The following is a 25,287-nucleotide window of genomic DNA, read 5'->3' as shown; positions in this document are numbered from 1 at the left end:
CGACGCCCGCGGAGAACCGTAGCGTCGTCAGTCCGCGCGCTCGGAGGAGCGGACGACGGCGAACCGTTCGAGGTCGGTGCCGACCTCGGCGACGGAGTCGTGCGGGCGGTCGACGACGATGTCGCCGGCGGTGCTCTTCCCGACCCCCGGAATCGCCGTTAGCTCGTCCATCGAGGCGTCGTTGAGGTCGAGCGGATAGGGGACGCCAGTCACGGAGCGGTAGCCGTGGTCGGTGACCGCGACGTCGATCGTGCGTCCGAGCTCCCGCTCGCCCGGAATCGCGACCAGCAGCGGGTAGGTGCCCAGCTGGCGGCCGAAGGTCTTGCCGTCCTGGTGGTACTCCAGCGTGACGTCGGGGAGGACGGTGCCCGGCGGCGCCAGCCGCTGGAGCATCGGGTTGTCGATCTCTTCGCGGACCTCGCGCTTGTACTGCTTGAACAGCTTCTTGTGGTCGTGGGCGATCTCGGCGCCGGTGTCGGCCATGTCGGTTCCCTCGAAGGCCATCACCTGGCGGATGTTCACCCGGCGGAGCACGTACCCCTCGTCGTAGACGCGCTGGAGGAACTCCCGGTTGTGCTCGAAGGTCTCCCGGCGCTCGCCCTTGAGTCCGTGGACGAGGTTGATGCCCGGGAGCAGCTTGGGGAGGCGGTCGGCGGCGGCGTCGCCCCAGCTCGGCCCGCTGCCGGGCTCCTCGCCCGGCCGCCAGCCGCCCTCCTCGTTGACGATCTTCACGGCCTCGAAGCACTCCTCGGCGGTGACGTTAAGGTTGTTCTCCTCCTGGACCACCGGATCGGCCGATTCGAGGCCGAAGGCGGCGGTGTCGCCGGGCGTGTTGTGCTCGGCGATGATCCGGATCCCCTCGCGGGCCAACTCCGGCCACTTCACGACGGTGATGGGGTTCATGTTGTCGAGGTGCAGCGTCTCCAGGTCGGGCGCCACCTCGCGGATGCCGCCGTACAGTTCCCGGAGCGCGTCGGGGTTGGGCGCCTCGCCGTCGCCGCCGTAGGCGAGGATGTCGGCCTGCCGGCCGAGCCGGAAGTTCGCCACGCCGTGATCAGACAGGGCGTCGACCTCGTCGACGACGCTCTCGGGCGGTCGGAAGTCGGGGTCGCCGTACATCGGTTCCGTACAGAACGAACACCGGTACGGACAGCCCCGCGACGTCTCCAGTTCGGCGATGAGGTAGTCGGGGTGGTTAGGATGCTGTTCGACGACGAAGGCGCCCTGCCGCGCCCAGCGGGTCTCCTCGGGGACGCCGCGGTAGCGGTCCTCGAAGCCCTCCAGGCCGCTGTCGACGAGGTCGTAGGCGGCGGCCTCGACGTCGGCCATCGCGAGGAAGTCGAAGTCCAGGTCGTCCCGTTCGGTCTCGCTGGCGCCCTCGTTGGCCTCGCTGACCCCGAAGCGGACGGGGCCGCCCATCATCGAGACGCCGTCGGCGGTCCAGGCCAGCCGCCGGACCTCGTCGGGCTCGGCGGGCGTCCCGCCGACGTAGCTGCCGGGGACGGTCATCCCGCCGACGTAGATCAGCAGGTCGGCCTCCTCGACGTCTCGCCAGCGGTCGGGGTCGTCGCGGAGCGCGTCGATGGTGTGGTAGGTGATCCGCTCGCGCGGGACGCCGGCGTCGACGAGCGCCCCGGCCGTGTAGCGCGGGTACGTCGAGACGTACGGCGGGACCCCGAAGTGGGCCGGCTCGTCGACGTAGCCGTCGACGACGGTCACGTCGAGTTCGGCGGGGTCTGCGGTCATGGGCGCGGGTAGTCGCCGGACGCGTAAAACCGTGTCTGGTTGGCCCAGCGCCGTCGCCGTTCGCCCGGTCGGGACTGGCCCTGAGGGCACCGGCCGGGTGAAACGCTTATACGGCCGAGCGATGTATCGGGAGTATGACTTACGATACCGTCGTGTTCGACAACGACGGTGTCCTCGTCGGTCGGACGGACTTCGACGTGCTCCGGGAGGCGACCCGGGAGACGTTCGAGCAGTTCGACGTGACCGACCCGGACGCCGACCACGTCGACGACATGACCGTCGGGGCGACCCCCGAGCAGGTAGACCGCATCTGTAACACGTACGACCTCGACCCCGAGACGTTCTGGCGGAAGCGCGACGCCACGATGTCGCGCGCTCAGCAGGAGGAGGCCCGCGCCGGCCGGAAGGCGCTGTACGACGACGTCCATGCGCTGGCCGACCTCGACGTCGCGCGGGGCATCGTCAGTTCGAACCAGCACGAGACCGTGGAGTTCCTCGTCGACCACCACGAGGTCACCCACCTGTTCGACACGTACTACGGCCGCGAGCCCATCATCGAGAGCCTCGACCGCCGCAAACCCGACCCGCACTACCTGGAGCGGGCCCTGTCGGATCTGGACGCCGACTCGGCGCTGTTCGTCGGCGACAACGAGTCCGACATCTGGGCCGCGGAGAACGCGGGCATCGACTCCGCGTTCATCCGCCGGCCCCACCGCACGGACTGGGACCTGAACTGCTGGCCGACCTGGGACATCGACTCGCTGGACGACCTCCACGACATCTGCACGGCCTGAGCCGACACGTCGGCGAGGGGTCGCGTCAGCGGATCCCGGTAGTCGCGACGCCGCGCGGCCCGCCCGCCTCTAGCGCTGCGCTCCCGCTGTCCGTAGCCGACACGTTCGACCGGTCGAAGTCCTGGTACTGCACCCGCACCTGGACGTCCTCGTCCGTCTCGTTCGCTATCGACCGGTAGAAGGCGTTGGGGAGGCCGCCGTAGGACCGGTCGCTGGTCCGACTGAGCGTGACGGTCACGGTGGTGGGATCGGAGACCGGACCGGCGGCGGCGTACTCCGTGGCGATCGAGGTCACCTCCAGTTCGTCGTACTCGCCGCTCTCGAGGACATCGGTCACGGCGCTGTTGACCGACCGCTCGAAGGCGAACTGCTGGTAGGAGCCGTAGCCGACGGCGGTGACGACGAGGACGGCGGCCACGGCCGTCGCGACGAGGACGGCGACCTCGCGCGCCGACGACAGGTCGAAGAAGCCCTCGTCGACCTCGTCGGGGCGGTAGCCGAGGTAGCTCAGCATGGTGACACCGCCAACGTTGACCGCGACGATGGTCACGAGCAGCAGGACGAGCGAACCCAGGCCGACGATGGGCACGTCCCAGGCGAACCCGATGCCGGACGCTGCTGCCGTCGGGATCAGCGCCGCGGCGATCATCACGCCGACGATGCTGACCTGTCCCTTCGTCGCGAGGCCGAAGGCGCCGGCCGCGCCGGAGGCGAGGCCGACGACGACGGCCAGCATCCCCGGCGAGAAACGGCCGGAGATAACCTCGATGGTGGCGATGTCCAGCGCCATCGGGACCGCGAAGAAGTGCTTGGCGAGGAGGCTGAACAGGAACGCCCCGATCACGGCGAGTCCGAGGCCGAGCCCCTGCATGTGGAGGCTGTCGAGCACCATGTCGCGGTCGTCGCGGACGGCGCCGACGCTGGCAGTCAGCATCGGGCTGACGATCGGCGCGAGCACCATCGACCCGACGACGATAGCGGGCGACCCCAGGAGCAGGCCGGCGGTCGCGATGACGGTGGACAGGACCATCATCCACAGGTACGAGCGGGTGTTCAGCCGGAGGTCCTTGGCCTTCGAGCGGAGCGTCTCCGGCGCGATCCGGTTGGGCGTCTTGGCCCACTCGTCCTGGACGTCGTCGACGCCCTCGAAGGTCGCGTACTCCGTCTCGACGGAGACGGTGAACGTCTCCGTGTCGAATCCCCGTTGTTCCATGTCGTCGAGCACGTACTCGACGGCGTCGGCGGGCAACACGAAGGAGATGATCGCCCGGTCGCCGCCGTCGACCAGCCCGTTCGTGACGGTGTACCCGAGATCCCGGTCCTCGAGGACCTCGACCAGCGCCGCCCGCTGGTCCTCGGGGACGGCGATCTGGATGAGGCGCATGGCCTCTGTAGGGCGTCGCCGCGGAAAAGTGATAGCTCTGCCGACACGAATGCCGGTTCCGTTCGCCCGGACGGCCCGGCCGCAGACGCCGGCTCGCGGGCGGTCTCCAGGCCTGCCCGTCCCGGCCTATAAATGGATGGGCGACCAACCGTTCGAACGATGACTGTCGACGGCGCCATCCACAGCACAGCGGTACCGCAGGGACACCGAACCGGGCCGACTCGGGGGGTCTGACGATGTTCAAGGACCTCGGCAAGTCGATCGGCGACGCCGTCTTCGAGAACCTGGGCCGTGCCGCGGGGCGCGTCCAGGAGCAGACGCCGCTACCGGTCGACCTGCTGGAGAGCGACGAGGCCTACCTGGCCGTGTTCGACGCTCCGGGCGCGTCGGCCGGCGACGTCCGCGTCCAGTACGAGGACGGCCGGATCGACGTCCGCCTCGACCGCTTCCGGTCGTTCCGCGACGACTTCGACCTGCGGTATCCCGGACGCGGCCTCTCGCTGGAGGGCAGCGTCGACCTGCCGGAGGACGCCCGAGTCGCCCCCGACGCGGCGTCGGCCACGCTCCGGGACAACGGCACGCTGGAGGTCCGCGTTCCCAGGCGGGACGCGACCGAACCGGTCGACGAGACGGTCGAGGAGGTCGACGAACGCGAAGAGGCCGGCGAAGCAGTCGACGAGGCCGGCGACGAGGAGTAGGCTAGTCGGCGCCGGCGGCCGTCCGGTCGGCCTGCCCGCGCCACAGGTCGGCGTACTCGCCGTCCGCCGCGACGAGGTCCGCGTGGGTGCCGGACTCGGCGACGCGCCCGTCGTTCATGACGACGATGCGGTCGGCGTCCCGGATCGTCGAGAGGCGGTGGGCGATGACGAACGCGGTGCGGTCCTCGATCAGTTCGTCGAGGCTCTCCTGAATGCGGTCCTCCGTCTCCGTGTCGACATCGCTGGTGGCCTCGTCGAAGACGATGATCGCCGGATCGTTCAGCAGCGCGCGGGCGATGGCGACGCGCTGGCGCTGGCCGCCCGAGAGCTTGATCCCCCGCTCGCCGATCTCCGTGTCGTAGCCCTCCGGCAGGTCCGAGATGAACTCGTGGGCCTCCGCCGCCGCGGCGGCCTCGCGGACGCGGTCGCGGGCCGCCGCGTCGCCCGCCTGCTCGCCGTCGAGGACCTCGCGATCGCCGTAGGCGACGTTCTCCGCGACGGTGCCCGAGAAGAGGTAGGGCTGCTGCTCGACGACGGCCACCTCCTCGCGGAGCGACTGGAGGTCGTACTCGCGGACGTCGCGGCCGTCGACCGACACGCTGCCGGCGTCCACATCGTGGAACCGCGGGACGAGCTTCAGCAGCGTCGACTTGCCCGCGCCGGTGGTGCCGGCGAGCCCGACCGTCGCGCCGGCGGGAACGTCGAGCGAGACGTCTTCGATCACCCGCTCGTCATCGGTGTAGCCGAACTCGACCGAGTCGAAGGTCACCGAGCCGTCGATCGACTCCGGTTCGTACGGGTCCTCGGGCTGGGTCACCGTCGGTTCCTGCGCGAGCAGGCCGAACACCCGCTCCGCGCTGGACTTGGCGAGCTGGTACTTGTTGGCGGACTTACCGACCCGCCGCATCGGCGAGTAGAGCCGCCGGAGGTACAGGAAGAAGACGGCGACGCCCCCGGCCGACAGCGCGTTCGGATCGCCGGCGATGATGTCCCGTCCGGCGACCAGCAAGACGAGGACGAACACGACGCCGGTGAGCAGCCGCAGCGCGGAGAAGAAGCCGCGCCGGAGCCGCAGAGCGGCGACCTTCTCGTCGTGGTACTCCTGGCTCTGGTCGGCGACGCGGCCGGACTCGAAGTCGTACCGGTCGAAGGACTTGATCACCGCCGCGCCGCTGAGGTTGTTCTCCAGGCGCGTGTTCAGCCGCGCGACCGTCTCCCGGATCGACTTGTAGCGGGGCTCGATCCAGCTCAAGAAGAACCAGCTCGCCACGCCGATGATCGGCACGGGCGCCAGCGCGATCAGCGCGAGCTTCTCGGAGTAGAAGAAGTAGAGGACGGCAGCGATGCCGCCGACCGTCGCCACCACCCGGATAATCTGGCGGAACTCCGTGTTCAGGAACTTCTCCAGCCGGTTGACGTCGCTGTTGAGGATCGACATCATGCCGCCGGTCTGGTGGTTCGCGTAGAAGTCGAGCGAGAGGCGTTGCAGGTGATCGTACGTGTCGTTGCGGAGGTCCCGCTGGATCTTCTGGGCGCTGGACTGGAGCAGGTACCGCGAGGCGAATCTGGTGATCGACCTGACCAGGTACGCCAGCGCGGCGATGACGACCAGTTGCTGGAGGAGCGCGAGCCTGGCGGCCTCGCCCTCGATGGTGCCGCTCGGGAGGAGCCCGACCCTCGCGAGCAGGCCGGGCTCGCCCGAGCCGCGGACGACGCGGTCGATGGCGGCGCCGACGATGATCGGGGGCACGAGGCGAGCGAACCGCGTCAGAAAGGAGGCGACGATGCCCGCCGTCAGCCGCGGCCAGTACGGGATCGCGTACGCGAGGAGCCGTCGCATCGGGTTGCCCGAGAGGTTCCCGCGGACCTCCTCGAACCCGCCGTGGTCCTCTGCCATGGAGGAACCAGCGGCCACGGACGGAAATATCCGTGGCTGGCGGCCGTCCTTACTCCTGGAACTCCCGGACCCGCTCTCCCCGGGCGGAGTACGCCGCGAGCGCGATCACGACGGCGTAAAACGCCGCGACGACGACCACGACGAGTTCCCCGGGGACGATGAAGATCGACGCGGTCTGGCGCCAGTCCTGGTCGGGCAGGAAGACCGTTATCCGCGCGAACCACGCGGCCAGCAGGAGCAAGAGCAGGGCGAGGTACGAGCGGCGCAGCCGGTGTGTCAGCGCCTCCTGGAAGGTGATGTTGAACTCGGGCTGGAGCAGCTGCTCGCCGATTCGATCCCGCCAGTCCGGCGTGTCGGTCTTCCCGGCGAACAGTTCGGCGTACAGCCCGGCCTGGAGGAGCCGTACCCGGTTGCGCCAGACGTCGTACTCCCTGTACCGCGTCGCCTCCATGACGAGGAAGGCGGACACCCCGAACATGCCGATGAGGATCACGAAGTGAGGGTTGTTCGCGCTCGTGAACGCCCACGTCAGGATGGCGGCGACGACCACCACGGCCCAGTTGGTCGTCTGGTCCAGCCGGGCCCGCCAGGTGGACGTCCGGTCGATCTCGCCGCGGTAGAACTCGCCCGTCAGTCCGTCGTACTCGGCGATGACGTCGTCGATCTGCACCACGTGGTCGCCGTCGGGCGGCTCGTCGTCAGCCATGTCCTCACCCGTAGGCGTCCCGGCCCAATGAGTAGGGGGCCGTTACGGTCGGTATCGCCTCGTTTCCCGCTCTCTGACCCGCTGCGATCCGGCGATCGCACAGCCCAATCTTGATTACTGCGCCAGTCCAACTCCGGGACATGCCCGCGACTGAGGAGCTCCGATGCACGAGCGAGGACTGCGAACTCGACATGTTCGAGAATCATTATACGTACGACGTGGACGACGACCTCGGCGTCTCAGACCTTCGGTGTCCCCTCTGCGGCGGGACGGACTGCCTCGAGCGGATCGAAGTCTAGTTTCCGACGCGCCGCCGCGTTCCCGTCACTCCTCGTCGAACGTCATCCCCTCGACCACGTCGAACTCCTCGTCGCCGTCGAACCGGTCGGGGTCGAACGCGTCGATCCCCTCGCCGCCCAGCAGTAGCTCCGCGGCCCGCGCCCCCAGCGCCGGGGCGCGCATCAGGCCGTGGCCGTGCCAGCCCGTCGCGACGTGCAGCCCGTCGGCCACCTCGCCCAGGAGGGGGTCCCGGTCGGGCGTGGCAGTGCAGAGGCCGGCCCATGACCGGTCGACGTCGGGATCGAGCGTCGTCGCGTCGCGGAGGCGCTCCAGCGCGCTCGCCTCGAACGCGGCGTCGGCCTCGGGGTCCCAGTCGTCTGGGTCGGCCTCGCGGGTCCCGTCGCCGACGAGCAGGCCGCCGTCGCGGGGCCGCCAGTAGCACTCCCTGCTGGCGTCGTAGGCCATCGGCAGCGTCGCCCGGACCGGCTCCGTGACGAGCGCCTGCGCGCGGTAGGCCTTCAGCGGGATCTCGACGCCGACCTCGCCCACGAGGCCCTTCGTCGCGGGGCCGGCCGCGACCAGCACGACGTCGAACTCGACCGTCTCGTCGGACGCGTCGACGGTGGTCGGCCCGGCCAGCGACACCTCCCGCTCGGTCCGGACGCCGACGCCAGCGGCCAGCGCCCGCTCGGCCATCGCCTGAACGTACTCCGTCGGGTCGACGTGGCCGGCCCGGTGGGCGATCGCGGCTACGGCGAGGTCGTCGGTCCGCAACTGCGGGTAGCGTTCGCCGAGCTCGTCGGGGTCGACCAGTGACACGTCCCGGCCGTGCGCTTCCATTCGGGGCACCTGCTCGCGGACGGCCGCGGCTTTCGAGTCGTCGCCCTCCCGGGCGTACCAGACGTAGGGGCACTCGGTGAGCACGCCCAGCTCCCGGAACCGCGAGAGGGCCTCGGCGGCGACGGCGGCGTCGACGTCCTCGGCGTAGGCGTCGTAGCAGATGCCGGCGGCCCGACCGGTCGAGCCACCGGCCAGGTCCGAGCGCTCGTAGAGGACGACGTCGGCGCCCGCCTCGGCGGCCTCGGTGGCGGCGGTCACCCCGACGGCGCCGCCGCCGACGACGGCCACGCGCATCTACAGGAAGGGATCGAGCCCCCGGGCGGGGTAGGCGACGACGGTCGTCGCGCCGGCGTCTTTCAGCCCCGCGACGCGGTCGGCCACCGCATCGGGCTCACCGACCAGCGCGTAGTCGCGGACCGCCTGCGAGAGGACGTCCCGCGCCCGGCCCGTCGCCGTCGCGTCCGTGGCTGCGCCCTCGGGGAGCGCCTTCCGGACCGGCCGGCGGCGAGCGGCGTACTCGCCCACGGCGTCGAGGACGTCGTCCTCGTCCTCGGTCAGCACGGCCGGCGCGTAGACGGCCACGTCGCCGTCGAACCCGGCTGCCCGCAGCGCCCGGAGGTCCCGCGCGGTCGTCGGCGAGAGCACCTCGAACTGCGTGCCGCCGACGGCCATCGCCACCCGCTCGATGCCCTCGGTCCCGATCCACGGGTCGTCGGCGTCCGCGGCGGCGGCCCGGAGCCGCGGCGCGACCGCCCGCTCGGCCTCCTGATCGGTGAGGTAGGCCTGGTGGCCCGCGACGAGGACGCGCCCGACGCCCGGCGGGAGCGCCTCGGTCAGTCCGTCGTCGCCCAGCGGGTCGAACCCGTCGGCCCGGACCGGCGTCGTCGTGCGGAGGTCGACCCCGCTCGCCAGGTCGGCGAGCGCCGCTCGGTCGGGGACGGCGTCCCGCCCCTCGTAGTCGACGGTCGCCGCGTCGACGTCCAGTTCCGCCGCTCTGCGGACGTCGACCTCCGTCGGTTTCAGCGCGACCACGTCGATGCCGGCCTCCGTCAGCGTGACTCCTGAGAGCATGGTACAGCGGGCACGAGGACCCGTTCTTGGGCCCGCTACCGGTCGGGAGCGCAAAGTCCTGTCGCTTCGAGTACCGCGGTCAGACCTGGTCGCGGACGCTCTCCGGCAGGTCGTCGTCGGGGCCGGTCACGCGGTCGGGTTCCGGGGGGATCTCCCAGTCGGTGGCCAGCTCGAGGAACTGCGCGAGCATCCGGGCCGTGGCGCCCCAGACGGTGACGCCGTCCACGTGGAAGAAGTGCAGGCGAATCTCCCCGTAGTGGGGGTGGTCGCGGCGCTCGGACTCGTAGTTGTCGAGGTCGACCAGTCCCGCGACCGACAGCGGGACCACCTCGGCCACCTCGCCGTCGTTGGGCAGGTACTCGCGGTCCGGCACTCGCGCGACGAACGGGCGCACGGAGTAGCGGGAGATGGTCCGGATGTCGTCCAGTCGACCCACGACGTCGACCTCGGGGGGCTCTAACCCCACCTCCTCGTTGGCCTCCCGGAGGGCGGTGTCGACCAGCCCGTCGTCTTCGGGCTCGCGGCCGCCGCCGGGGAAGCTCATCTGGCCCGCGTGGTTGGGCAGGTGGTCGGCGCGCTCCGTGAACAGCACGTAGTACCCGTCGGGCCGCTCGATAGCGGGCACGACCACCGCGGCCTCCCGGGGCTCGTCGTCGACGGCGAGCGCCTCGTGGTCGGCCACGCGGTCGAACTCCATACGCGGAGGGTAGCACGGCCGGGCCTTAATTTGCTCGGCACCGCGGCCGCCGGCTCAGTTATCGCCTTCGGCCCGCAGCTGCTCGCGGGCCCCGGCCACGTCGACGGGCGCCCACGCGTCCAGGTCGTAGCTCACGTCCAGCAGCCGCTCGACGGCGTCGGCGTCGCCCTCGCGGACGGCCAGCGTGGCCTCCTCGCGGAACCGCTCCGCTGCGGCCCGACCCGCTCGATCGCGGTCGATCGTCCGCTCAGGCGCGTCCATGATGTGCGGGAGGTCCTCCGCCCCCTCGGGTAGCTCCGGGAACGCCGCCGGGCCGACCACCAGCAGGGTCCCGTCGTCGCCGTCGACGGCCACGAGGCGGTACGACGCCACGGCGTCGTCGATGACGCCGTCGGGGTCGTCGGGCTCCGCGCCGCGCTTGAACGCGAGTTCCGAGAGCGCCCGCCGGAGCTCCGCGCGCGTGAGCGCGCCGAACAGGTCCACCACGCCGGCCAGCTCGTCCGCCGTCGGTTGCATGCGCGTCACCGTGCGCTATATCGACTTTACACTGACGGACGGCGGGTCGAGCGGGCCGACGTCAGCGCCAGCCTGCTGGACGCGCTGAACGGACTGATGATTCGCTCATCTGATCCTGTGTGGGGGACTAGATTTTAAATCACAAGACGGGGCCAGGCAGCAGCGTGAACGTCCGAAGAATACAGCAACGGTCACAGCTCCGACGCCACCAGAGAACCGAGAGGCTAGTTACACGTAGGACGAGATCTACAAGCAGTTCACGATGTGTCCACTCGTGGGTGTGCGAGATGATGCAGTGGAGTAGGTCGGAAAAGAAATTCTAAAAAACGAGGTATGACCCGCGAACAGACTCTCGTCAAGACGCTGGATTTCCAGCTCGACGTCCAGAGTAACAACGAGAGTCTACTCCACGACGCCTGTCTTGAAGCCCGCGGCGCGTACAACGAGACCATCCAGCTCGCCAAGCAGGGCGTAGACTGGGATGCGATCACCAGCCGCGTAGCCGATGATGCCGACCTCGTGAAGAACACGACACAGCGTGTCGTCTCTAAAGCACTCGGCGCGATGGAAAACCACTACGAATACGACGACTTCGGTCAGCCGAGTCACACCAAAGACGGCACGTACCCGCTTCGAGCGAACTACGAGGAAGGGTACGATCTGTCGATCACTGACGACGGGAAGGTAGCGTTCCGTATCAGCGCGAAGCCTTACGTATGAGGAGCAGGAGACGACTGATCGCTCTGAACGGGCACAGCGGCGCTTCGACGAGCTGTCCCAGCGGCCACCGTCCGTGGATGACGAGTCAGACTCGGCTGGTTAGACGAACAGAAAGCCGACGAGGTCAGCTGGGTACGAGGTATCGATCCCGTTGCAGGGACTGCTACTCGGAAGCTTCTGGAACGCCGAGCATCGAACTGACAGCTGTTGCAACTCGGTCGATCGCAGCCGACGTGAGTGCCCCCTTCGGTCGTTTAATGTCTGCATGTTTAATCGTGAAGACGTACCACGGCGACGCGTAGCTATCTGTTCCTGGATCACCGAGACGCCAGTCCGACGGTCCAAGCTCGATCGCTGGCGGCCGGTTCGTCCGCGTGAGGCCGACAACCGCGTATTCGGACCCGTGGAATGGGTGCTTGGAATCGCTGAGAACGAGAAAGGGACGTTCCTTCGGCGGTGCCTTGAACGGTGCTGGGTGCCACACGACGTTGCCTCGGTGGAATGGCTCGTGAGTCATCGATGATCGCGTGGGTCGACGTCGCTCGCGTGCCACCCGCTGAAGTCGTCGTCACCGTGGTGATCCTCGAAGGCTTCCATACTGTGCATCGTACCCGTGATGGCGGCCAACCGATCGTCGGCCGCCGCAGACCAGTACGGTGGTTCGTGCTCGACCAGCCCCCGCTCTTCGAGCCGTGATAGCGTCGGGTTGAGACTGCCCTTTGCGACGTCGACGTGCTCGTGAATCTCGGCGGGTTTGAAGCCGAGTTCGGGATGTTCGGCAAGAAACGACAGAACCGCGAACGCGTTCGAGTTCGGATCGAACGGCAGGGCCTCTGACTCGTCACTGTGAGCCTTGTACTCGTCGAAGTTCACGGGCATACGTGATTGTAAGGAGTATCTGTATTTGTATCTACTGTATGGATTGTCATTCGACTGTCGTTGAGTCTGGAATCCGTACGAACACGGTGTCGTTCGGCCGCATCCAGGAACGAATCTGGCGTTCGATGTAGTCGCGAGCACTCGAGAGCGTGAACACGCCGCGGTCGAGCATGTCCCCGACGACAGTTTTCAGGCCGTCGAACTGGCCCTGGGCGAAGCCGTCGCCGACAGGATTGCCGTCGTACCACCGCACCGTCCTGATTGCCCCATTGCCGCGGGTCGGACTCGATTCGATAGTCCGGCACTCGTACTGCAGGCCGAACCAGTGAGTCCGGAACGCCGTGACGTTTAGCGACTCGTCGACGACGTAGCAGGCTTCGTGGTTGAGGTAGTCGAGTTGACTGGTGAGTAACTCGTCGAGGGTCACGCCGACGGCCCACGGGTCGACGTCGACCTGCCCACCGGGCTGATCGTCGGATTCGACGAGTGCCACTGCTTCGGACTGGTCGTCAGCCGTTCGAAGATCGGTGAAGAGGTTCTGTCGTGACTCCTGTGCATACTCCCCACCGAAGGGCGTCTCGAGCGTGATCGCATGCTTGAGTCTGAGGTTCGATGCCCCCCAGTGGCTGTAGTGGACGTTGTACAGGCTATCCGGCCGTTCGTACGCAACGAGTGCTCTGTGTCCCATCGAGATCACTGCAGGACGGGATGCGCCCCGCACCCGACAGGGGCAAACAAATCACCCGTGCCTATCAGATGGCAACTAGAACCGGATACGTCATTAGTCACTGTGTAGCCGAATGATCTACCGTGACCGCAACTACTCTAGCAGGTATCGGAACGCCCGGAGTGTGTTCCGCCCTGCTTCGGTTAGCGACACGTCGTTACGGACGCCGGCATCCGTGACTGTGATGTATCCTTTCTCCGTCAGGGGTTCGACGATGTGGGTCTTGAGAAGCCGATACTTCCCCTTCGTCGTGTCGCCCTGATAGTTCTCGATAAAGGGGAGCTGTTTGTCCTCGCTGAACTCGAGGAGGTCCTTCTTCGAGACGACCGATCGCGTCTCGTGATCTTCTTTGACCGACCGGATGTACTCTAGAATCTCGATTTCCTGGCGTTCTGGGCGATCCATCCTGTACGTCGGGATGTCGATCGCCTTCTCCATCCCGTGGGTCAATGGCTCGTGCGGATCTGACGTGTAAGTGTCTGCGCGGATGTAGTACGGTTCTGCTGCTCGCGTCGCCATACAGGCGATCATCCCGGCAATTGCGGTGATTTTGCTACCCGACGAGAGGTTCACGTAGACGTTGTGGTCCCGGTGTTCGGACGCAATCTCGGCGATGATGGCCACAGATTCGTAGAGGTCGAAAATGTTGCACTCCCGTCGCTCGCAGTCGATCCCTTCCTCCTCCAGAGCCACTGCTAGTTCGTCGTGATAGGGAGGTCGTTCGATGTCTGATGCAATATACTCGAGCAGGACGACGCGATCGGCGCTGTACTCGAGCGCGGGAAGCAGGATCCGGTCGAACTCGAAACCCAGTGGGGCGACGTGGATCCGTTCTGCGGTCTGCATAGAACGTACCAGCCACAGTGGGGCCATAGAAGTAACGCTAGTAACGTTACTAATGGTCGTAACGCGATAAGCTACATCCCTCGATCACCAGTGTATCGAGGTGAAGCCCTCGTGAGCAAAGCAAGCACACCCTCAACCCTTCACCGATGACAGACTCAAGAACGTTGAACCAGAAACGCATCGACGCCGTCGCCGACGCAATGGTCGACCTTGGATACGACGGGATCACCCGGTTCGACCGCGTCGAGCCAGAGTATCGCGTACTCATGACGATTCGGGAGTCCTACGATGCGAACGATCACGTCTATCTGCTGGGCGTCTGTGCGGGTATTGTCGACTATCAGTTGCTCGGCGACGCGCAGCGATTCTGGGCCGCACTCGAGGAAGTGACGCTCGAACACGACCAGGTCGATTCGATCGACGACGTGCAGGCCATTCTCGGTGCCTTCATGGACGCGTCTGTCAACCAGCGGTTGAACCAGCAAAAGCGGCTCCGACTCAGTAAGTTGTTCGAGGGGTCGTTCGCCGAGTGGTTCGTCGAGAACCACACAACGGTCCCGCCAGTTCGGATCTGGGAGGAACTCGCAACGGCACTCGACAACCAGATGCACAAGAAGACAATCGTCTTCGCGATGAAGGTATACGACATCCTCTCTCTCGTCGAAACCGGTGAATACGCGTCATTTCCCACGGATATTCCGATCCCGTGTGACCTGCAGGTAGAACGCGTGGCTGGGACTGCTGGCCTCGTCGAGACGGACGATTCAGACGTGGTCATAGACGCGTGGGCAGCGGTCGCCGACGCCGTGAACGAGGAACTCGAGACGCCCGTGTCCCTGTTACGCATCGACAGCATCGTCTGGCAGGCTGGCCAGATAATTGGTGAATCGGACCAGGCGAGCGCTCGACGAAAGCTGGTCGACCACTTCAAAGAACTCGGTATCGAGCGTGAACAGGCTGATTCGCTCGCTGCGGAGTTGACCGTCGAACGATGAGTGACTCGACACTGGACCCTGTTGATCGATGGGACCGGATCTTGCAACTGCTAGCGGCTGAGCCACGGCGACAGCTAGTGATTTCGTTGACTGACGCCGATGAGGATGACTGGCTCTCATTACCCGAGACAGCAATGTCGTCCAAATACTGGGACCAGAAGCACGTGGTCGATACAAAACTGGTCCACTGCCATCTGCCGGCGCTCTCGGAACCTGACTACGTCGACTGGAGGAAACAGCCGTTCGCCGTTCGTCGAGGACCGAATTTCGAGGAGATTGGCAGTGTCATGAGAGGACTCCTTCAGACCGCCGACGACTACCCATCAGAGTTAGTCGATAACTATCCGCTCGTTGAATAGTACGACGCTTCGGACTGATCTCGACGTCGGTCATGCGTAGTCATTCATAGATATCAACACTATTCTCCGCGGCTTCATCGAAGGACCATCTTGCTCTGTTCTCGCTGCTTGTAGCTTGCCTCCAGATCGTCGACCATATCCTTGGAGAGCTTAGCCGATGGATTCTCAAGTCACGCATGCGTTGCGAATAGTTTCGGGCTTGCTAGCGTACCTGCGACACTCTCATTTTTGGATCCACTGTAGCATGGATTCCAGCACCTGGATGGTAATCGTCGTCATCCAATGGTCCCCGGCAGTAGTGTCCGTGCCTATACTACTGAGTTACCGCTGTATCACGAGAAGATTCTTGTCTGGTAGAGGCCCGAAGACTGGTGAAATAGGAATTTATCTCAGGGTCGGGAATTCCTCCCCCGAATCAGGGAGATACTCGATGATACTGCGATGGGCGCCGTAATCACTGATCGTCGTCTGCAGCGCATCGACGACGGTCGCGATGTCACGACTGAGTTCGTGTTCGCGGTACGTGCCGCCGTTCTGGCCGCGATGTTGCTTGTGGGAGACTGTGAGATTGAGGATCTCGAAGTCGGAGAGAAAGCCCCGCATCCGGCGAGCGGTACGAGGATCCCGACCCTGGAACTCACAGAGGTCCTTGTAGCGTTGATAGACGACTCGTGATCGAGCAGGAGTGGCGTCTTCAGCAGCAAGTGTCGTCAGTGCATACAGGGTGAGTTGCTCGTGCTCGGTGAGATCGCGCATGATGTCCATGCTCTGCTGGGCCTCGAGTTTCTCCTGTGCACGTTCGACGTGGTCCGTGGTGACTGTCGCTGCGTTCTCCGTTCGAGCGAGGTCGCCAGCCTTGCGCAATAACGTGATCGCCCGGCGTGCATCCCCACCATCCTGACGGCCGAGTGCAGCACACAGGGGGATGACACCTTCGTCCAGTGCACCCTCGTGGAACGCAATGGCTGCACGCTGTTCCAGTACTTTTTGTAGCTCGTCCATTCCATACGGTGGGAATGAAATCTCAGTTTCACATAGTGACGACTGAACCTTCGCATCAAGCTGTTCACGGAACGTCGAGTCATTGCTGATACCGATCAGGCCGAGCTGGATGTTGTCGATGTAGCCGTTGTTGTCGGCACGCGTAATCTGATAGAGGAACGTGTCGTCTGTGATGTGGTCGATTTCGTCCAGAACGACGATCACGGTCCCGGAGAGTTTGTTGAGTTCGTCCCAGAGTAATCGATAGACCTTGGATTGAGGATGACCGGTTTCAGCGATGCGTTGCTCCGGCTCCCGGAGGCGGTTCACGAGACTGATTGCGGCCTGGTAACTCGTGCTCAGACCGTCGCAGTTCAGCTGGATGATCGAGAGATCGATGTCGAAGTGGTCTGCCGACTCTCCGAGTTCGTTCAGGAGGAAATTGGTCACCGCAGTCTTCCCGACGCCGGTCTTCCCGTAGATGAAGATGTTGTCGGGGTATTCGTCGTTGATGATCGGCTGGAGGGCGGCTTCGTATTCCTCGATTTCGTCGTCCCGGCCGACGATCTCGTCAGGAACGTACTCGACTTTGAGCGTGTCACGACGCTTGTAGAGGGTATCGTCTGGCTGAAACCGCGGGGCCATTCTATCGCCGACTGACTGATTCTACTGCCATAATAGTTCCGACCGATGTTTCTTCTATTTCCAGTATATCCATCACCCCCCAGTGTTTCCAGTAATAGGGGTCAGTGACGTGTGAGTACCCATAGTCCAATCCGTGTGACGAGCCGAAGCCACCCACCCCATCATTTCCAGGAAAGTGAATCAAAGTGAACCGCCGCTTTGTCGGTTCGAGCTCGAATATCACTATAAGCGATGCTTACGAGACTGAACTAGTAATGCCTACACTTTCTGGGAGCCGCTCTAGGAGATATGTCATGGCATCCAGTATGTTCCTATTCTAGAGTCAGGTCCTATGCAAATGCAGTAGAGGAGCTTCACGGGGCACCCCCACCCCATCGTTTCCAGTAAATGGCAATAGTGGTAGATTCGGTGCAAGAGATATTCGATTCAGTTGGTAAAATTTATATAATATGACTTCGAAATACACTTTCGGCCATTCTGAATCGATAACCGCTTATCCAGACTGACGTCAGTGTACCCCATACTCTGTTGAGCTTTACTGGAAACGGTGGGGGGGGAGAGTGTCGTAAGTCAGCCTCTGATATATGTCATCATATTAGTGGAAACGTCGGTGTTATCTGAGTTAAGGCAATGAACGGGAGTACGATAAAGCACTAGCGGCAGAGCTAACCGTTGTCTCGAGATTGCTGACGTATGACTGCAGACGGCTACCGGGAAATAGGCCTCGTCTGCTGCGCCAAGGCGAAGCGAGACGAGGCTGCCCTGCCGAAGGACCTCTACGTCTCTGACTACTTCCAGAAGATGCGTACCTACGCCGAGCAGGAGCACGACGAGTGGTGGATCCTCTCCGCGAAACACGGACTCCTCGATCCATCGGACAATCCGATCGAGCCCTACGACAAGACGCTCACGACAGCTCCTAAATCGGAACGTCGTGACTGGGCTGACGCTGTCGCTGCGGATCTGCAGGAAACCGGCCTGCTCGCCCCGGACGCCCGTCTGGTTCTCCACGCTGGCAAGACCTACTACGGGGAGCTGCTCCCGCTGCTCACAGACTCGGACGTCGGTGACGTCATCATTCCCACCGAAGGAATGCGAATCGGTGAGACCCTGTCATGGTACAACGACCGACTCTGACGCAGAGAATCAGTATAGTTGCCGTGGGTAGACTACCAGCGAGGTAAGTTCACTCGGCGTGTTCCACCAAGCGCCGCAATTCATCCATAGAGAGCGGCTCTACATCCTGTCTCTCTCTTGATACAGTGTAGAAGATACTCGTCGTCACGTCCTTCTCAGGGAAGCACTCCCGGACGACGTGGTAGTAGACGCTGAGCTGTTTCCGGTACTCCGGTTCGGCGCGTCGACTCTGGTCCGTCTTGTAGTCGATGATCTCAATCCGATCGTCCGTCTCGTGGACGAGGTCGACGATACCGGTGATTGTCGTTCTAGTTCCGTCGACCTCCAGCGGGAGAACGGCCCGTTCCTCGACGTGGAGGTCGCCGGCAAGACCGTCGATGAACTCCTGGACGTGTCGCTCGTCCTCGTAGTGGTCGGTCGTCGGGGAGACGTCCTCACCGAGAGCGTACGCCTCCGCGAAGTCGTGGACGCGCGACCCGAAGTCACGACCGCGGAACTCGATCGATTCCTGCTCGACGTCCTCGCCCTCGAAGACACCGTCGTCCATCAGCGAGTGCGGCGTGTACCCCGTCGGGCCGTCCGGCGGCACCACTGAGAACGGGAGCTGTGTCTGTGTCGCTTCCCCGACGTCGACCTGTTCAACATCGGGCTCGACGACGTCTGGCTCGAACGGGAGTTCCTTGAAGAACGTGTTGGGCTCCTCGCCACCGGCGAAGACGACGTGGCTCTCCGCTCGCGTTATCGCCACGTAGAGCAGCCGTCGCTCCTCGTCGTACTCCTGCGGGAGGCAATGTCGAAGGACGTCGTGCGTCCAGTTGTCGTAGACGTGGGGATGCTCGTGCGCCTCGTAGTCCCCGTACTCCTTTCGCTGGCGAAGCCCGATCGGTGCCTCGTATCGGATCACGCTTGATCCGCCGACGTTCGGCGGGAACTTGCCATCGTTCATGTTCGCGAGGACGACGATAGGATACTCCAGCCCCTTCGCGGAGTGGATCGTCTGGACGGTGACCGAATCGACGCCGGCGCTGGTAACGACGTCGTGGGTGCTGCCGTTCTCGATCCCGCGTTCGATGAACCTGATCAGCTCACCTCTAGTGAGCGTCGAGGTCTCGTGGACAGACTGGATCGTGTGGAGGATGACGTCGGCGTACTCGCCAGTAAAGCCGTACCTGTCGAACACTCGCCTCGCGACCGCCCCGATCCCTGCGATCCCGTCGAGTCGCTCACGGAACTCCAGCATGTTCGACGGGTACTCGGCTGTCTCGAGGATGTGGTCGATCTTGTCGAGGGTGTATCCCGCTTCTTCAAGCACGACGGCCCACCCGCGGTCGGCGTCCGAGTCGAGGATCCGGAGCCAGGCGAGCAGTAGCTTGGCCTGGTCGGTCCGGAACAACTCGACGCCCCCGTCGTAGGCCATCGGGAAGTCGTACTCGTCGGCGACTGAGAGAAGCTCCCGTCCGAAGTCTCGCGTTCGCGTGAGGACCGCGATGTCTCCGTACTTCGGTGGGCGCGGGTCGCCGTCCTCGTCCTCGACTGCGTAGTCCTCGTTCCCGACGATTGTCTGGATACGTGAGAGCACGGCCTCGTGTTCGTCCGCATGGTGGACGCCCTCGATACGCGTGTTGTCGAACTCGGCGTTCGAGGACAGTTCGACGACATCGTCGAGGACACCATCATCGACGTCTTCGTAGCTGGACGCCGGCGTCGTGAGAGCCTCCGTCGAGAAGTCGAGGATCGTCTGCGTCGACCGGTAGTTCTCCGTCAACTCGATCCGCTCGACACCCGACGTATCGAACGTCACCCGCTGCTGGTCGTCGTTGAGCTCGTCGGTGAATCCATCGAGACGCTGGCTGAATTCGAGGATGTTGTCGACGTCGGCGTACTGGAACGAGTAGATGCTCTGCTTCCAGTCGCCGACGACGCAGATGTTATCAGTGTCGGCCAGCAGCAGCGCCAGCTTGAACTGTATCTCGCTGGTGTCCTGAAACTCGTCGACCATCACGTACTCGAAGCGGATCCGCTCGCGGAGCTGCGGGTTCTCACACAGGAGGACGAACGCGAACAACTGGAGGAACCCGAAGGTCAGGTAATTCCGCGAAAGGGCGAACTCGAGGTACGAGAAGTAGACGTCGTGGACGAACTCCGTGAGCGCCTCCCGGTCCTCGTGGAACGCTCGTTCTGCCGTCTCTTCGGGAACCTGCTTCGTCCCACTGCCGCGGAGTTCGCTCTTGGCCGGGGCGTCCGGCGTGTAGGTCTTGTTGCGACCATAGCCGTTGAGCTTCTTCCGAAGCTTGGACTGCTTGCTCCCGCCGTTTCGGGGCTGGTTCACCTCGTCGAAGAGGTCCTCGAACGCCTCGTAATCGCCCTCGACAGCCGAGTCGCCGTCGCGATACCATCCGTCGGCCGTCGGGAAGACCCCCTTGGAAGCGAACTCCCCGATGACGTCAAGTAGGTCCGTCCGATCGGAGAGCGTCCGGAAGAAGTCGGCGTACTCAGGGTTGTTCTCCTGGAACCCATCGAGGAACTCCCGGAACAGTTCGTTCTCGACGAGTTCGTCCTCGACGACGCGCATCGATCCAGTGATACGGTCGTCGATGCCTAGATGCGTCGGCGCCCGATAGCCGTGTTCTTTCAGGATGTCGAAGCAGTGCGAGTGGAACGTCTGGATCGATGCGTCGGCCAGTTCCTGCAGCGAGTACGACGAATGGTCGACGATCCGCTCTTTCATCTCCGTCGCGGCGCTCCGCGTGAACGTCACGAGAAGGACGTCCTCCGGCTCGACGGCAGGTTGGTCGACGATCTCCGCGTAGCGCCGGGTGATCGCGAAGGTCTTGCCCGTTCCGGCGCCGGCGTCGACGACGTAGATCCCCTCGGTACTCTGGATGAGTTCGCGTTGCTGCTGGTTCGGCGTTGGGTCACTCATTGGATTCACCCTGAAGCAGGAGGTCGCGGTGATCGACACGACGATAGTTCGGTTCGCCTCTCGGTCCGTCGACGGGGAAGCGTTCGTCTCCGGCGCGATATCGGTTGAGTTCCTCGATGCGTTCCTGGACGAAGCCCTCGATGGCGTCCAGGTCCTCGCGGAAGAACGTCTTCTTCCGGACGTCGTTCAGGATCCGGATCGCCTGATCGCAGCCCTTCTCGGCGTCGACGGCGTCCGACGTGCGCTCATCGACGGCCTCGGTGAACTCCTCGGCGAACGTCGACGCTCGAAGCACGTCTTTCTCCGTCGCTATTGGGAACGAGAGTCGGTCCATGATCTCGCTGTAGGCGTCGTAGCCGAGGTCGTCGACGGTCGCCTCGCAGTCGTTCCAGCCGTCCAGTAGCGTCTCGAAGGCCTCCCGCGAGGCGACGTGTTCGTCGAACGTCCAGGGATAGTACGAAACGGTCGTCAGCGTCTCCTCGATGTCGTGGTCGCCCGTGACGACGTCGTCGAGCGTCTCGAGGAAGTGGAAGAACGTGAACTCGAGTGGCTCGTCGGGGCGCTGTGTCCGGTAGTAGCAGAGATACAGTGCCGCCTGGAAGTCCGGGGTGTCAGCTGGCGGGTCGATCGCGGCCTGTTTGATCATGTCCCGCTGCGAGTTCTTCGTGCCGCTCTTGAAGTCGAGCAGATGATCGGGCGCGACGACAAAGTCGATCTGACCCTTGATGCCGAGACTGGCGTCCTCGAACCATCGCTCCGTGAGCGGCGAGTCCACTGGCCGATCGAAGTACTGGGCGAACGTGTTCTCGCCCCAGCCCGACGCCGGCGTGAGGAAGTCCTCCCTGAAGGGTCGCTGGCTATCGAGGTACTCGACGATGGTCTCGAGTCCGATCCGATACTCCCGACGTCGAAGGGGTTCGTGGGTCTCGGGGAAGAATGGCGTTACTTCATCGACCAGCACGTCCGCAACCTCGTCGATCGTCGCCTCGTCGACGAACCCGGGATTGCTGACGTAGAACTCCGCGAAGTCGTGGAAGAGCGACCCCTCAGTTAGATAGTCCTCGTCGGGGCCGTCGAGCAGGCGGTCGAAGAAGTAGTCCCGTGGCGAGTTGACGTAGCGCTTGAGACTCGAGTTGCTGATGTTTGTGATGGACTTCGGCTCAACGTCGACCGGTTCTTTCTCGAACCCCTCGCCGACGTCGTCGAAGGTCCGCGTGTGGGACTCGTGCTCGAGATCGCTGAAGCGATCGTAGTCAACGTCGAGGAGTTCCTCGAAGTACAGACAGGGCGTGACGGGCTGGCCGCCGGCCGTGTCCTGAACCAGATAGTACTGCTCGATGCCGCTCTGGAGGAGCAACTGAAACTGCTGGATATACTGCTGGAACTGTTCGTCGACGTCGATCCAGGGTCGCCTAGGCGGTGAGTGTGTCCACCCCTCGTCGAGGCCGACATGGAAGACGACGGGTCGATCGACGTAACTGGCGGACTTGGCGTCGGCCAGGAGGACGCCCTCGTTCTCCCGATCGACGGGGACTTCGTAGGTCTGGAGGTAGTAGGCCAGTTGGTCGACCCCTTGCGCGTCGATGCGCCGCTCAGAGAGCCCGAGTGCCCCGAGTTCGTCGCTGAAGGCCGTCATCGAGGCTCCGGTCCGAGATTCGTAGGTCGCCACAGCCTCGGCGAACGTCCATGACGTGAGCGACTCGCAGAACGTCTGAATCCACTCGACGTCGGGATGATCGACCGTGTGCAGGCGCTTTTTGTCGTGGTCGACGCCGACGTCGACGCCCATCTGCGTGAGGACGGGCTTGATGTCCGCGACGGTCGTCTCGGAGCCCCGGAACGCCGAGCGACAGAGCGTGAGGAAGCACCGGTGATGTGGCCGATCGACGAACCCTGGGCCACCGTAGTAGGGGACGTCCTTGGCCTCGAGGGCGGACTCGACGAGCGACGAGTACCGACTGTTGCTGTCGAGGACGACGGCGACGTTCTCAGCGTTCTCGCCGTCGACCGTGTGGAGGATCGCGTCGACGATGTCGGCAGACGACTCGAAGACGTCGAACGAGGGACAGTCGAAGCGCTGGTCGGTAAACAGCTCAACCCGGTCGTAGGAATCGGGGAGGATAGAGCGTTCGAGCTCGGTGAGTTGATCTTCGGCGACGACCGCGACGGATCCCTCATTGATAGTGTAGTCGCCGAGTCGTTTCGACGTCGTTCGCAGGTCACCGATGATGTCGACCACGGCCTCGGTCGCGTCGTCGACATAGGGCTCGTACTCGTGGATCGCATCGTGTGCGCCCTGGTGCTCCCAGCACTGGAGGACGTTCCCAACGGCGTAGCTGATCGACTTCCAGTCGTGGTCGGTCCGGTTGACGACCTCGAGAAAGGCCGTCCGGTCTTCGGCCTGCTCTCGCCGGCCTGCTGCAAGTCGACGGGGTGTCGTCGCGAACGTCCCGAACTGAGGGACGTCCACGCGACGGTTGATCGCACTCGCCAGCGGCGCGTCGGGGGTTACGACGAGATCGTAGTCTGCGACCTCGTCGTAGAGTGTATCGATCGATTTCGCGCGCTGAATAGGCACGCACAATGAATGCGTAACTATCTGGATAAAGGTTGGCGTGTAAGTCAGTCAGAGAAGATCCGTTGTGTGACGGTACATTGCTCGCTCTAACGTAGTGACGACACCCTCGAAATCGAGAGCGGCTGCATCAGTCGGCCAAGGACGTCGTCCGCGAGCTGATATGCGGTGAGCTGGATGGTCGGATATTCAGTTGCCTTTCATATCGAATACCGATTCGTAATTGTCTTCGGATAACTCTCAATGGCTCTACCAGCTTCTTGTGATGCGAGATAGAGTCGGTCAAAGCAGCCGGCGTGGTGATATCTGGCCAGCTGTTCCCACGGGGCACCCGCGACGAGTTCAGTGGTCTCCTTGGCCACATCGTGACCAAGACGGCAGATTCGTGGTGGAGGCGGTCCCCGTCAATCTCGTTAGCGTCCTTGACTTCGATCCCGAGGTACGCGTCCGCGACGGGATCGTGCGCAACGAGGTCGATGATCCCTTGCTCTGGAAGTGAGATCTCCCCGGCGACACGGTAGCCGCGAAGCTCCAGCCAGGTCCACAGCGACTCCGGTATCATGGGTTCGGTGATCTCGGGCATCGCGGTCAGTCCTTCCGGTGCTCCCACAGGTCGAGCGCCGTCTCGGCGACGTCTTGGGTGACGTCGTCACCCGATTTTGCTAGCTCCTCGATCTAGTAGATGTGCGCAGTCATCTGCTCCGGCCGACGATGACAGAGATTAGTCAGGGCCTTGCCTGCGACGCGAACGGCTTGTTCGCGATCGTGTGTGAGTAACTCAACGAACCGTTCGGCAAGCGGGAGGAACGTTTCGGGTTCGCACAGTCCAGTCGTGACACCTATTACGCGGCCGCGATTCGCCACCCAGAGGTCGACAAAGCGGACGTTCAGGACATCGTTGCTGTGCGATAAGGGGCGGCTCACGCGGTCACTGTTCTAACATCGGTGATCGGTCAGTACCATTATCCCGCAGTCCTCGCATACCCTCGCGTATCATGGCAGAAAACGGTGAGGAGGATCCTTCAGAAGCCGAACAAAGTACTCGAGACAGCCGTGTCGGCTTCGGCTCAACGAACAACGTCGCCCACGCCCTCGAGGATGACCTCCAGCAAGAGCTCACAGCAGTTTCGGAAGGCTCTGCTTCGCCTTCAGTGACCATCGAGGATCAAACCGTGGCTGCGCTCATTCGGGTTCTCAACGAACACCCTGCCGTTCTCGAAGACCTGTCTCGCCGACTGTGCGAGCGTAGAAACGAAGCGTTCGATATCCCAGACGCGGAGACGCTGATTGCTCGACTTGCCCTCACCGCGCTCGCCGATGTGGCGCCGCAGCACGACGTCGTCCTTCAGGACGCCGTGAACGCAGCGGCCGACGAAGCCTATGAGTGATTCCGGACTAGACGGACAGATGACTGAGGAACCACGGTTGGAAGTGTACGAAAACGGAGACCGGACCGGATATCTCACCGCGTCTGGAGACGCAGAGTACACCGGTGAGAACAGCTACGTTGCCGGCGTATTGGACCGGTACGAGGGAGGATACTTCATAACGCATCACGAGGAAGTGGACTCCCCGTTCGAATCGGTGACCAAAGCGGAGCGGGTGACCGGCGAGGACCTCTTCGAGGCGGTAAAAGCCAGACTCGACCCACTCGATCTCGACGTGCGGATCGTCTCCTCGGATACCGATGCGTGAGTCGGGTGACTATTTGCGGTCCGCAACTCCAGTACCGGTGTAATGGCCCAGCGCTGTCAGTTCTGTGACCGACCGATTCAATGGCCCGAGGATAGGAGTGTTTGTCTCGGAGACCACCCGGATCAGGAACGGTGCCCTGTGGTTCTCCATATCCACTGTCCGTGTCCACTCCATGCC

The 25,287-nt window shown here is 63.9% G+C and carries 24 protein-coding genes and 1 pseudogene; 9 read left to right on the top strand and 16 right to left on the bottom strand.

The annotated features are described in order from the left end of the window. Positions 1-27 precede the first annotated feature (27 nt). Positions 28-1,746 carry a radical SAM protein gene (locus tag LCY71_RS11955; protein ID WP_225333371.1) on the bottom strand — a complete coding sequence of 573 codons (1,719 nt, stop codon included), beginning with the start codon at positions 1,744-1,746 and terminating at the stop codon, positions 28-30. Between the two features lie 134 nt (positions 1,747-1,880). On the opposite strand from LCY71_RS11955, the gene LCY71_RS11950 reads away from it, so the two are divergent. Next, positions 1,881-2,540: an HAD family hydrolase gene (locus LCY71_RS11950; protein WP_225333370.1), complete on the top strand. Its 660-nt coding sequence runs from the start codon at positions 1,881-1,883 to the stop codon at positions 2,538-2,540. 25 nt (positions 2,541-2,565) lie between these two features. On the opposite strand, the gene LCY71_RS11945 is transcribed toward LCY71_RS11950, so the two are convergent. Then, positions 2,566-3,924, bottom strand: a complete 1,359-nt coding sequence (locus LCY71_RS11945; protein ID WP_225333369.1) for a DUF389 domain-containing protein — start codon at positions 3,922-3,924, stop codon at positions 2,566-2,568. Positions 3,925-4,160: 236 nt separating this feature from the next. Here LCY71_RS11945 and LCY71_RS11940 point away from each other — a divergent pair, with 236 nt between their 5' ends. Further along, a complete protein-coding gene (locus LCY71_RS11940; RefSeq protein WP_225333368.1) occupies positions 4,161-4,622 on the top strand; it encodes an Hsp20/alpha crystallin family protein in 462 nt (153 codons plus the stop codon). Between the two features lies 1 nt (position 4,623). On the opposite strand, the gene LCY71_RS11935 is transcribed toward LCY71_RS11940, so the two are convergent. Next, positions 4,624-6,519 carry an ABC transporter ATP-binding protein gene (locus LCY71_RS11935; protein ID WP_225333367.1) on the bottom strand — a complete coding sequence of 632 codons (1,896 nt, stop codon included), beginning with the start codon at positions 6,517-6,519 and terminating at the stop codon, positions 4,624-4,626. 49 nt (positions 6,520-6,568) lie between these two features. Further along, positions 6,569-7,225: a DUF2270 domain-containing protein gene (locus tag LCY71_RS11930; RefSeq protein ID WP_225333366.1), complete on the bottom strand. Its 657-nt coding sequence runs from the start codon at positions 7,223-7,225 to the stop codon at positions 6,569-6,571. Positions 7,226-7,365: 140 nt separating this feature from the next. On the opposite strand from LCY71_RS11930, the gene LCY71_RS11925 reads away from it, so the two are divergent. Continuing rightward, the gene (locus LCY71_RS11925) at positions 7,366-7,524 is read left to right on the top strand and encodes a DUF7559 family protein (RefSeq protein WP_225333365.1); all 159 of its coding nucleotides are present in this window, start codon (positions 7,366-7,368) and stop codon (positions 7,522-7,524) included. A gap of 25 nt (positions 7,525-7,549) precedes the next feature. On the opposite strand, the gene LCY71_RS11920 is transcribed toward LCY71_RS11925, so the two are convergent. The 4 genes from LCY71_RS11920 to LCY71_RS11905 form a co-directional block, all read right to left on the bottom strand. Further along, complete coding sequence (locus LCY71_RS11920) at positions 7,550-8,638, bottom strand: NAD(P)/FAD-dependent oxidoreductase (protein WP_225333364.1); 1,089 nt, start codon at positions 8,636-8,638, stop codon at positions 7,550-7,552. After that, positions 8,639-9,415, bottom strand: coding sequence for a DUF7388 family protein (locus LCY71_RS11915; RefSeq protein ID WP_225333363.1), 777 nt, complete (start codon positions 9,413-9,415; stop codon positions 8,639-8,641). 79 nt (positions 9,416-9,494) lie between these two features. After that, entirely contained in the window at positions 9,495-10,112 is a 618-nt protein-coding gene (locus LCY71_RS11910) for an NUDIX hydrolase (protein WP_225333362.1), read from the bottom strand. Positions 10,113-10,166: 54 nt separating this feature from the next. Further along, positions 10,167-10,628, bottom strand: a complete 462-nt coding sequence (locus LCY71_RS11905) for a DUF7109 family protein (protein WP_225333361.1) — start codon at positions 10,626-10,628, stop codon at positions 10,167-10,169. A 333-nt stretch (positions 10,629-10,961) separates the two neighbouring features. Between LCY71_RS11905 and LCY71_RS11900 the strand changes: the two are divergent. Beyond that, positions 10,962-11,342, top strand: a pseudogene (locus LCY71_RS11900) (RNA-guided endonuclease TnpB family protein); the annotation flags it as partial. A 169-nt stretch (positions 11,343-11,511) separates the two neighbouring features. Here LCY71_RS11900 and LCY71_RS21715 read toward each other — a convergent pair. The 4 genes from LCY71_RS21715 to LCY71_RS11880 form a co-directional block, all read right to left on the bottom strand. Next, complete coding sequence (locus tag LCY71_RS21715) at positions 11,512-11,865, bottom strand: type II toxin-antitoxin system PemK/MazF family toxin (RefSeq protein WP_225333360.1); 354 nt, start codon at positions 11,863-11,865, stop codon at positions 11,512-11,514. After that, the gene (locus LCY71_RS11890) at positions 11,862-12,227 is read right to left on the bottom strand and encodes a MarR family transcriptional regulator (RefSeq protein ID WP_225333359.1); all 366 of its coding nucleotides are present in this window, start codon (positions 12,225-12,227) and stop codon (positions 11,862-11,864) included. Before LCY71_RS11890 ends, LCY71_RS21715 begins: the two co-directional genes overlap by 4 nt. A 46-nt stretch (positions 12,228-12,273) precedes the next feature. Continuing rightward, positions 12,274-12,915, bottom strand: a complete 642-nt coding sequence (locus tag LCY71_RS11885; RefSeq protein WP_225333358.1) for a DUF6735 family protein — start codon at positions 12,913-12,915, stop codon at positions 12,274-12,276. A 132-nt stretch (positions 12,916-13,047) separates the two neighbouring features. Then, complete coding sequence (locus LCY71_RS11880) at positions 13,048-13,800, bottom strand: HFX_2341 family transcriptional regulator domain-containing protein (RefSeq protein WP_225333357.1); 753 nt, start codon at positions 13,798-13,800, stop codon at positions 13,048-13,050. A 146-nt stretch (positions 13,801-13,946) separates the two neighbouring features. On the opposite strand from LCY71_RS11880, the gene LCY71_RS11875 reads away from it, so the two are divergent. Both LCY71_RS11875 and LCY71_RS11870 read left to right on the top strand, forming a co-directional pair. Then, the gene (locus tag LCY71_RS11875) at positions 13,947-14,795 is read left to right on the top strand and encodes an N-glycosylase/DNA lyase (protein WP_308444673.1); all 849 of its coding nucleotides are present in this window, start codon (positions 13,947-13,949) and stop codon (positions 14,793-14,795) included. Then, entirely contained in the window at positions 14,792-15,154 is a 363-nt protein-coding gene (locus tag LCY71_RS11870; protein WP_225333356.1) for a hypothetical protein, read from the top strand. Before LCY71_RS11875 ends, LCY71_RS11870 begins: the two co-directional genes overlap by 4 nt. A gap of 384 nt (positions 15,155-15,538) precedes the next feature. Here LCY71_RS11870 and LCY71_RS11865 read toward each other — a convergent pair whose 3' ends face one another. Continuing rightward, positions 15,539-16,780 carry an orc1/cdc6 family replication initiation protein gene (locus LCY71_RS11865; protein WP_225333355.1) on the bottom strand — a complete coding sequence of 414 codons (1,242 nt, stop codon included), beginning with the start codon at positions 16,778-16,780 and terminating at the stop codon, positions 15,539-15,541. A gap of 693 nt (positions 16,781-17,473) precedes the next feature. Between LCY71_RS11865 and LCY71_RS11860 the strand changes: the two genes are divergently transcribed. Next, on the top strand, positions 17,474-17,917 hold the full coding sequence (locus LCY71_RS11860) for a DUF6884 domain-containing protein (protein WP_225333354.1): 444 nt from the start codon (positions 17,474-17,476) through the stop codon (positions 17,915-17,917). Between the two features lie 49 nt (positions 17,918-17,966). On the opposite strand, the gene LCY71_RS11855 is transcribed toward LCY71_RS11860, so the two are convergent. From LCY71_RS11855 to LCY71_RS11845, 3 genes are all read right to left on the bottom strand, one after another. Continuing rightward, positions 17,967-20,840: a UvrD-helicase domain-containing protein gene (locus tag LCY71_RS11855; protein ID WP_225333353.1), complete on the bottom strand. Its 2,874-nt coding sequence runs from the start codon at positions 20,838-20,840 to the stop codon at positions 17,967-17,969. Further along, the gene (locus tag LCY71_RS11850; RefSeq protein WP_225333352.1) at positions 20,833-23,418 is read right to left on the bottom strand and encodes a PD-(D/E)XK nuclease family protein; all 2,586 of its coding nucleotides are present in this window, start codon (positions 23,416-23,418) and stop codon (positions 20,833-20,835) included. The genes LCY71_RS11855 and LCY71_RS11850 overlap by 8 nt, the downstream gene beginning before the upstream one ends. Before the next feature lie 127 nt (positions 23,419-23,545). Next, on the bottom strand, positions 23,546-23,998 hold the full coding sequence (locus LCY71_RS11845) for a hypothetical protein (RefSeq protein ID WP_225333351.1): 453 nt from the start codon (positions 23,996-23,998) through the stop codon (positions 23,546-23,548). A 412-nt stretch (positions 23,999-24,410) separates the two neighbouring features. On the opposite strand from LCY71_RS11845, the gene LCY71_RS11840 reads away from it, so the two are divergent. Next, positions 24,411-24,803, top strand: a complete 393-nt coding sequence (locus LCY71_RS11840) for a DUF8115 family protein (RefSeq protein WP_225333350.1) — start codon at positions 24,411-24,413, stop codon at positions 24,801-24,803. A 19-nt stretch (positions 24,804-24,822) separates the two neighbouring features. Further along, positions 24,823-25,110, top strand: a complete 288-nt coding sequence (locus tag LCY71_RS11835; protein WP_225333349.1) for a hypothetical protein — start codon at positions 24,823-24,825, stop codon at positions 25,108-25,110. Positions 25,111-25,287: the final 177 nt, after the last annotated feature.

Source organism: Halomicrobium urmianum (genome assembly GCF_020217425.1).
Taxonomy (GTDB): Archaea; Halobacteriota; Halobacteria; order Halobacteriales; family Haloarculaceae; genus Halomicrobium; species Halomicrobium urmianum.
This window is presented reverse-complemented; position numbering and strand designations above follow the sequence as displayed.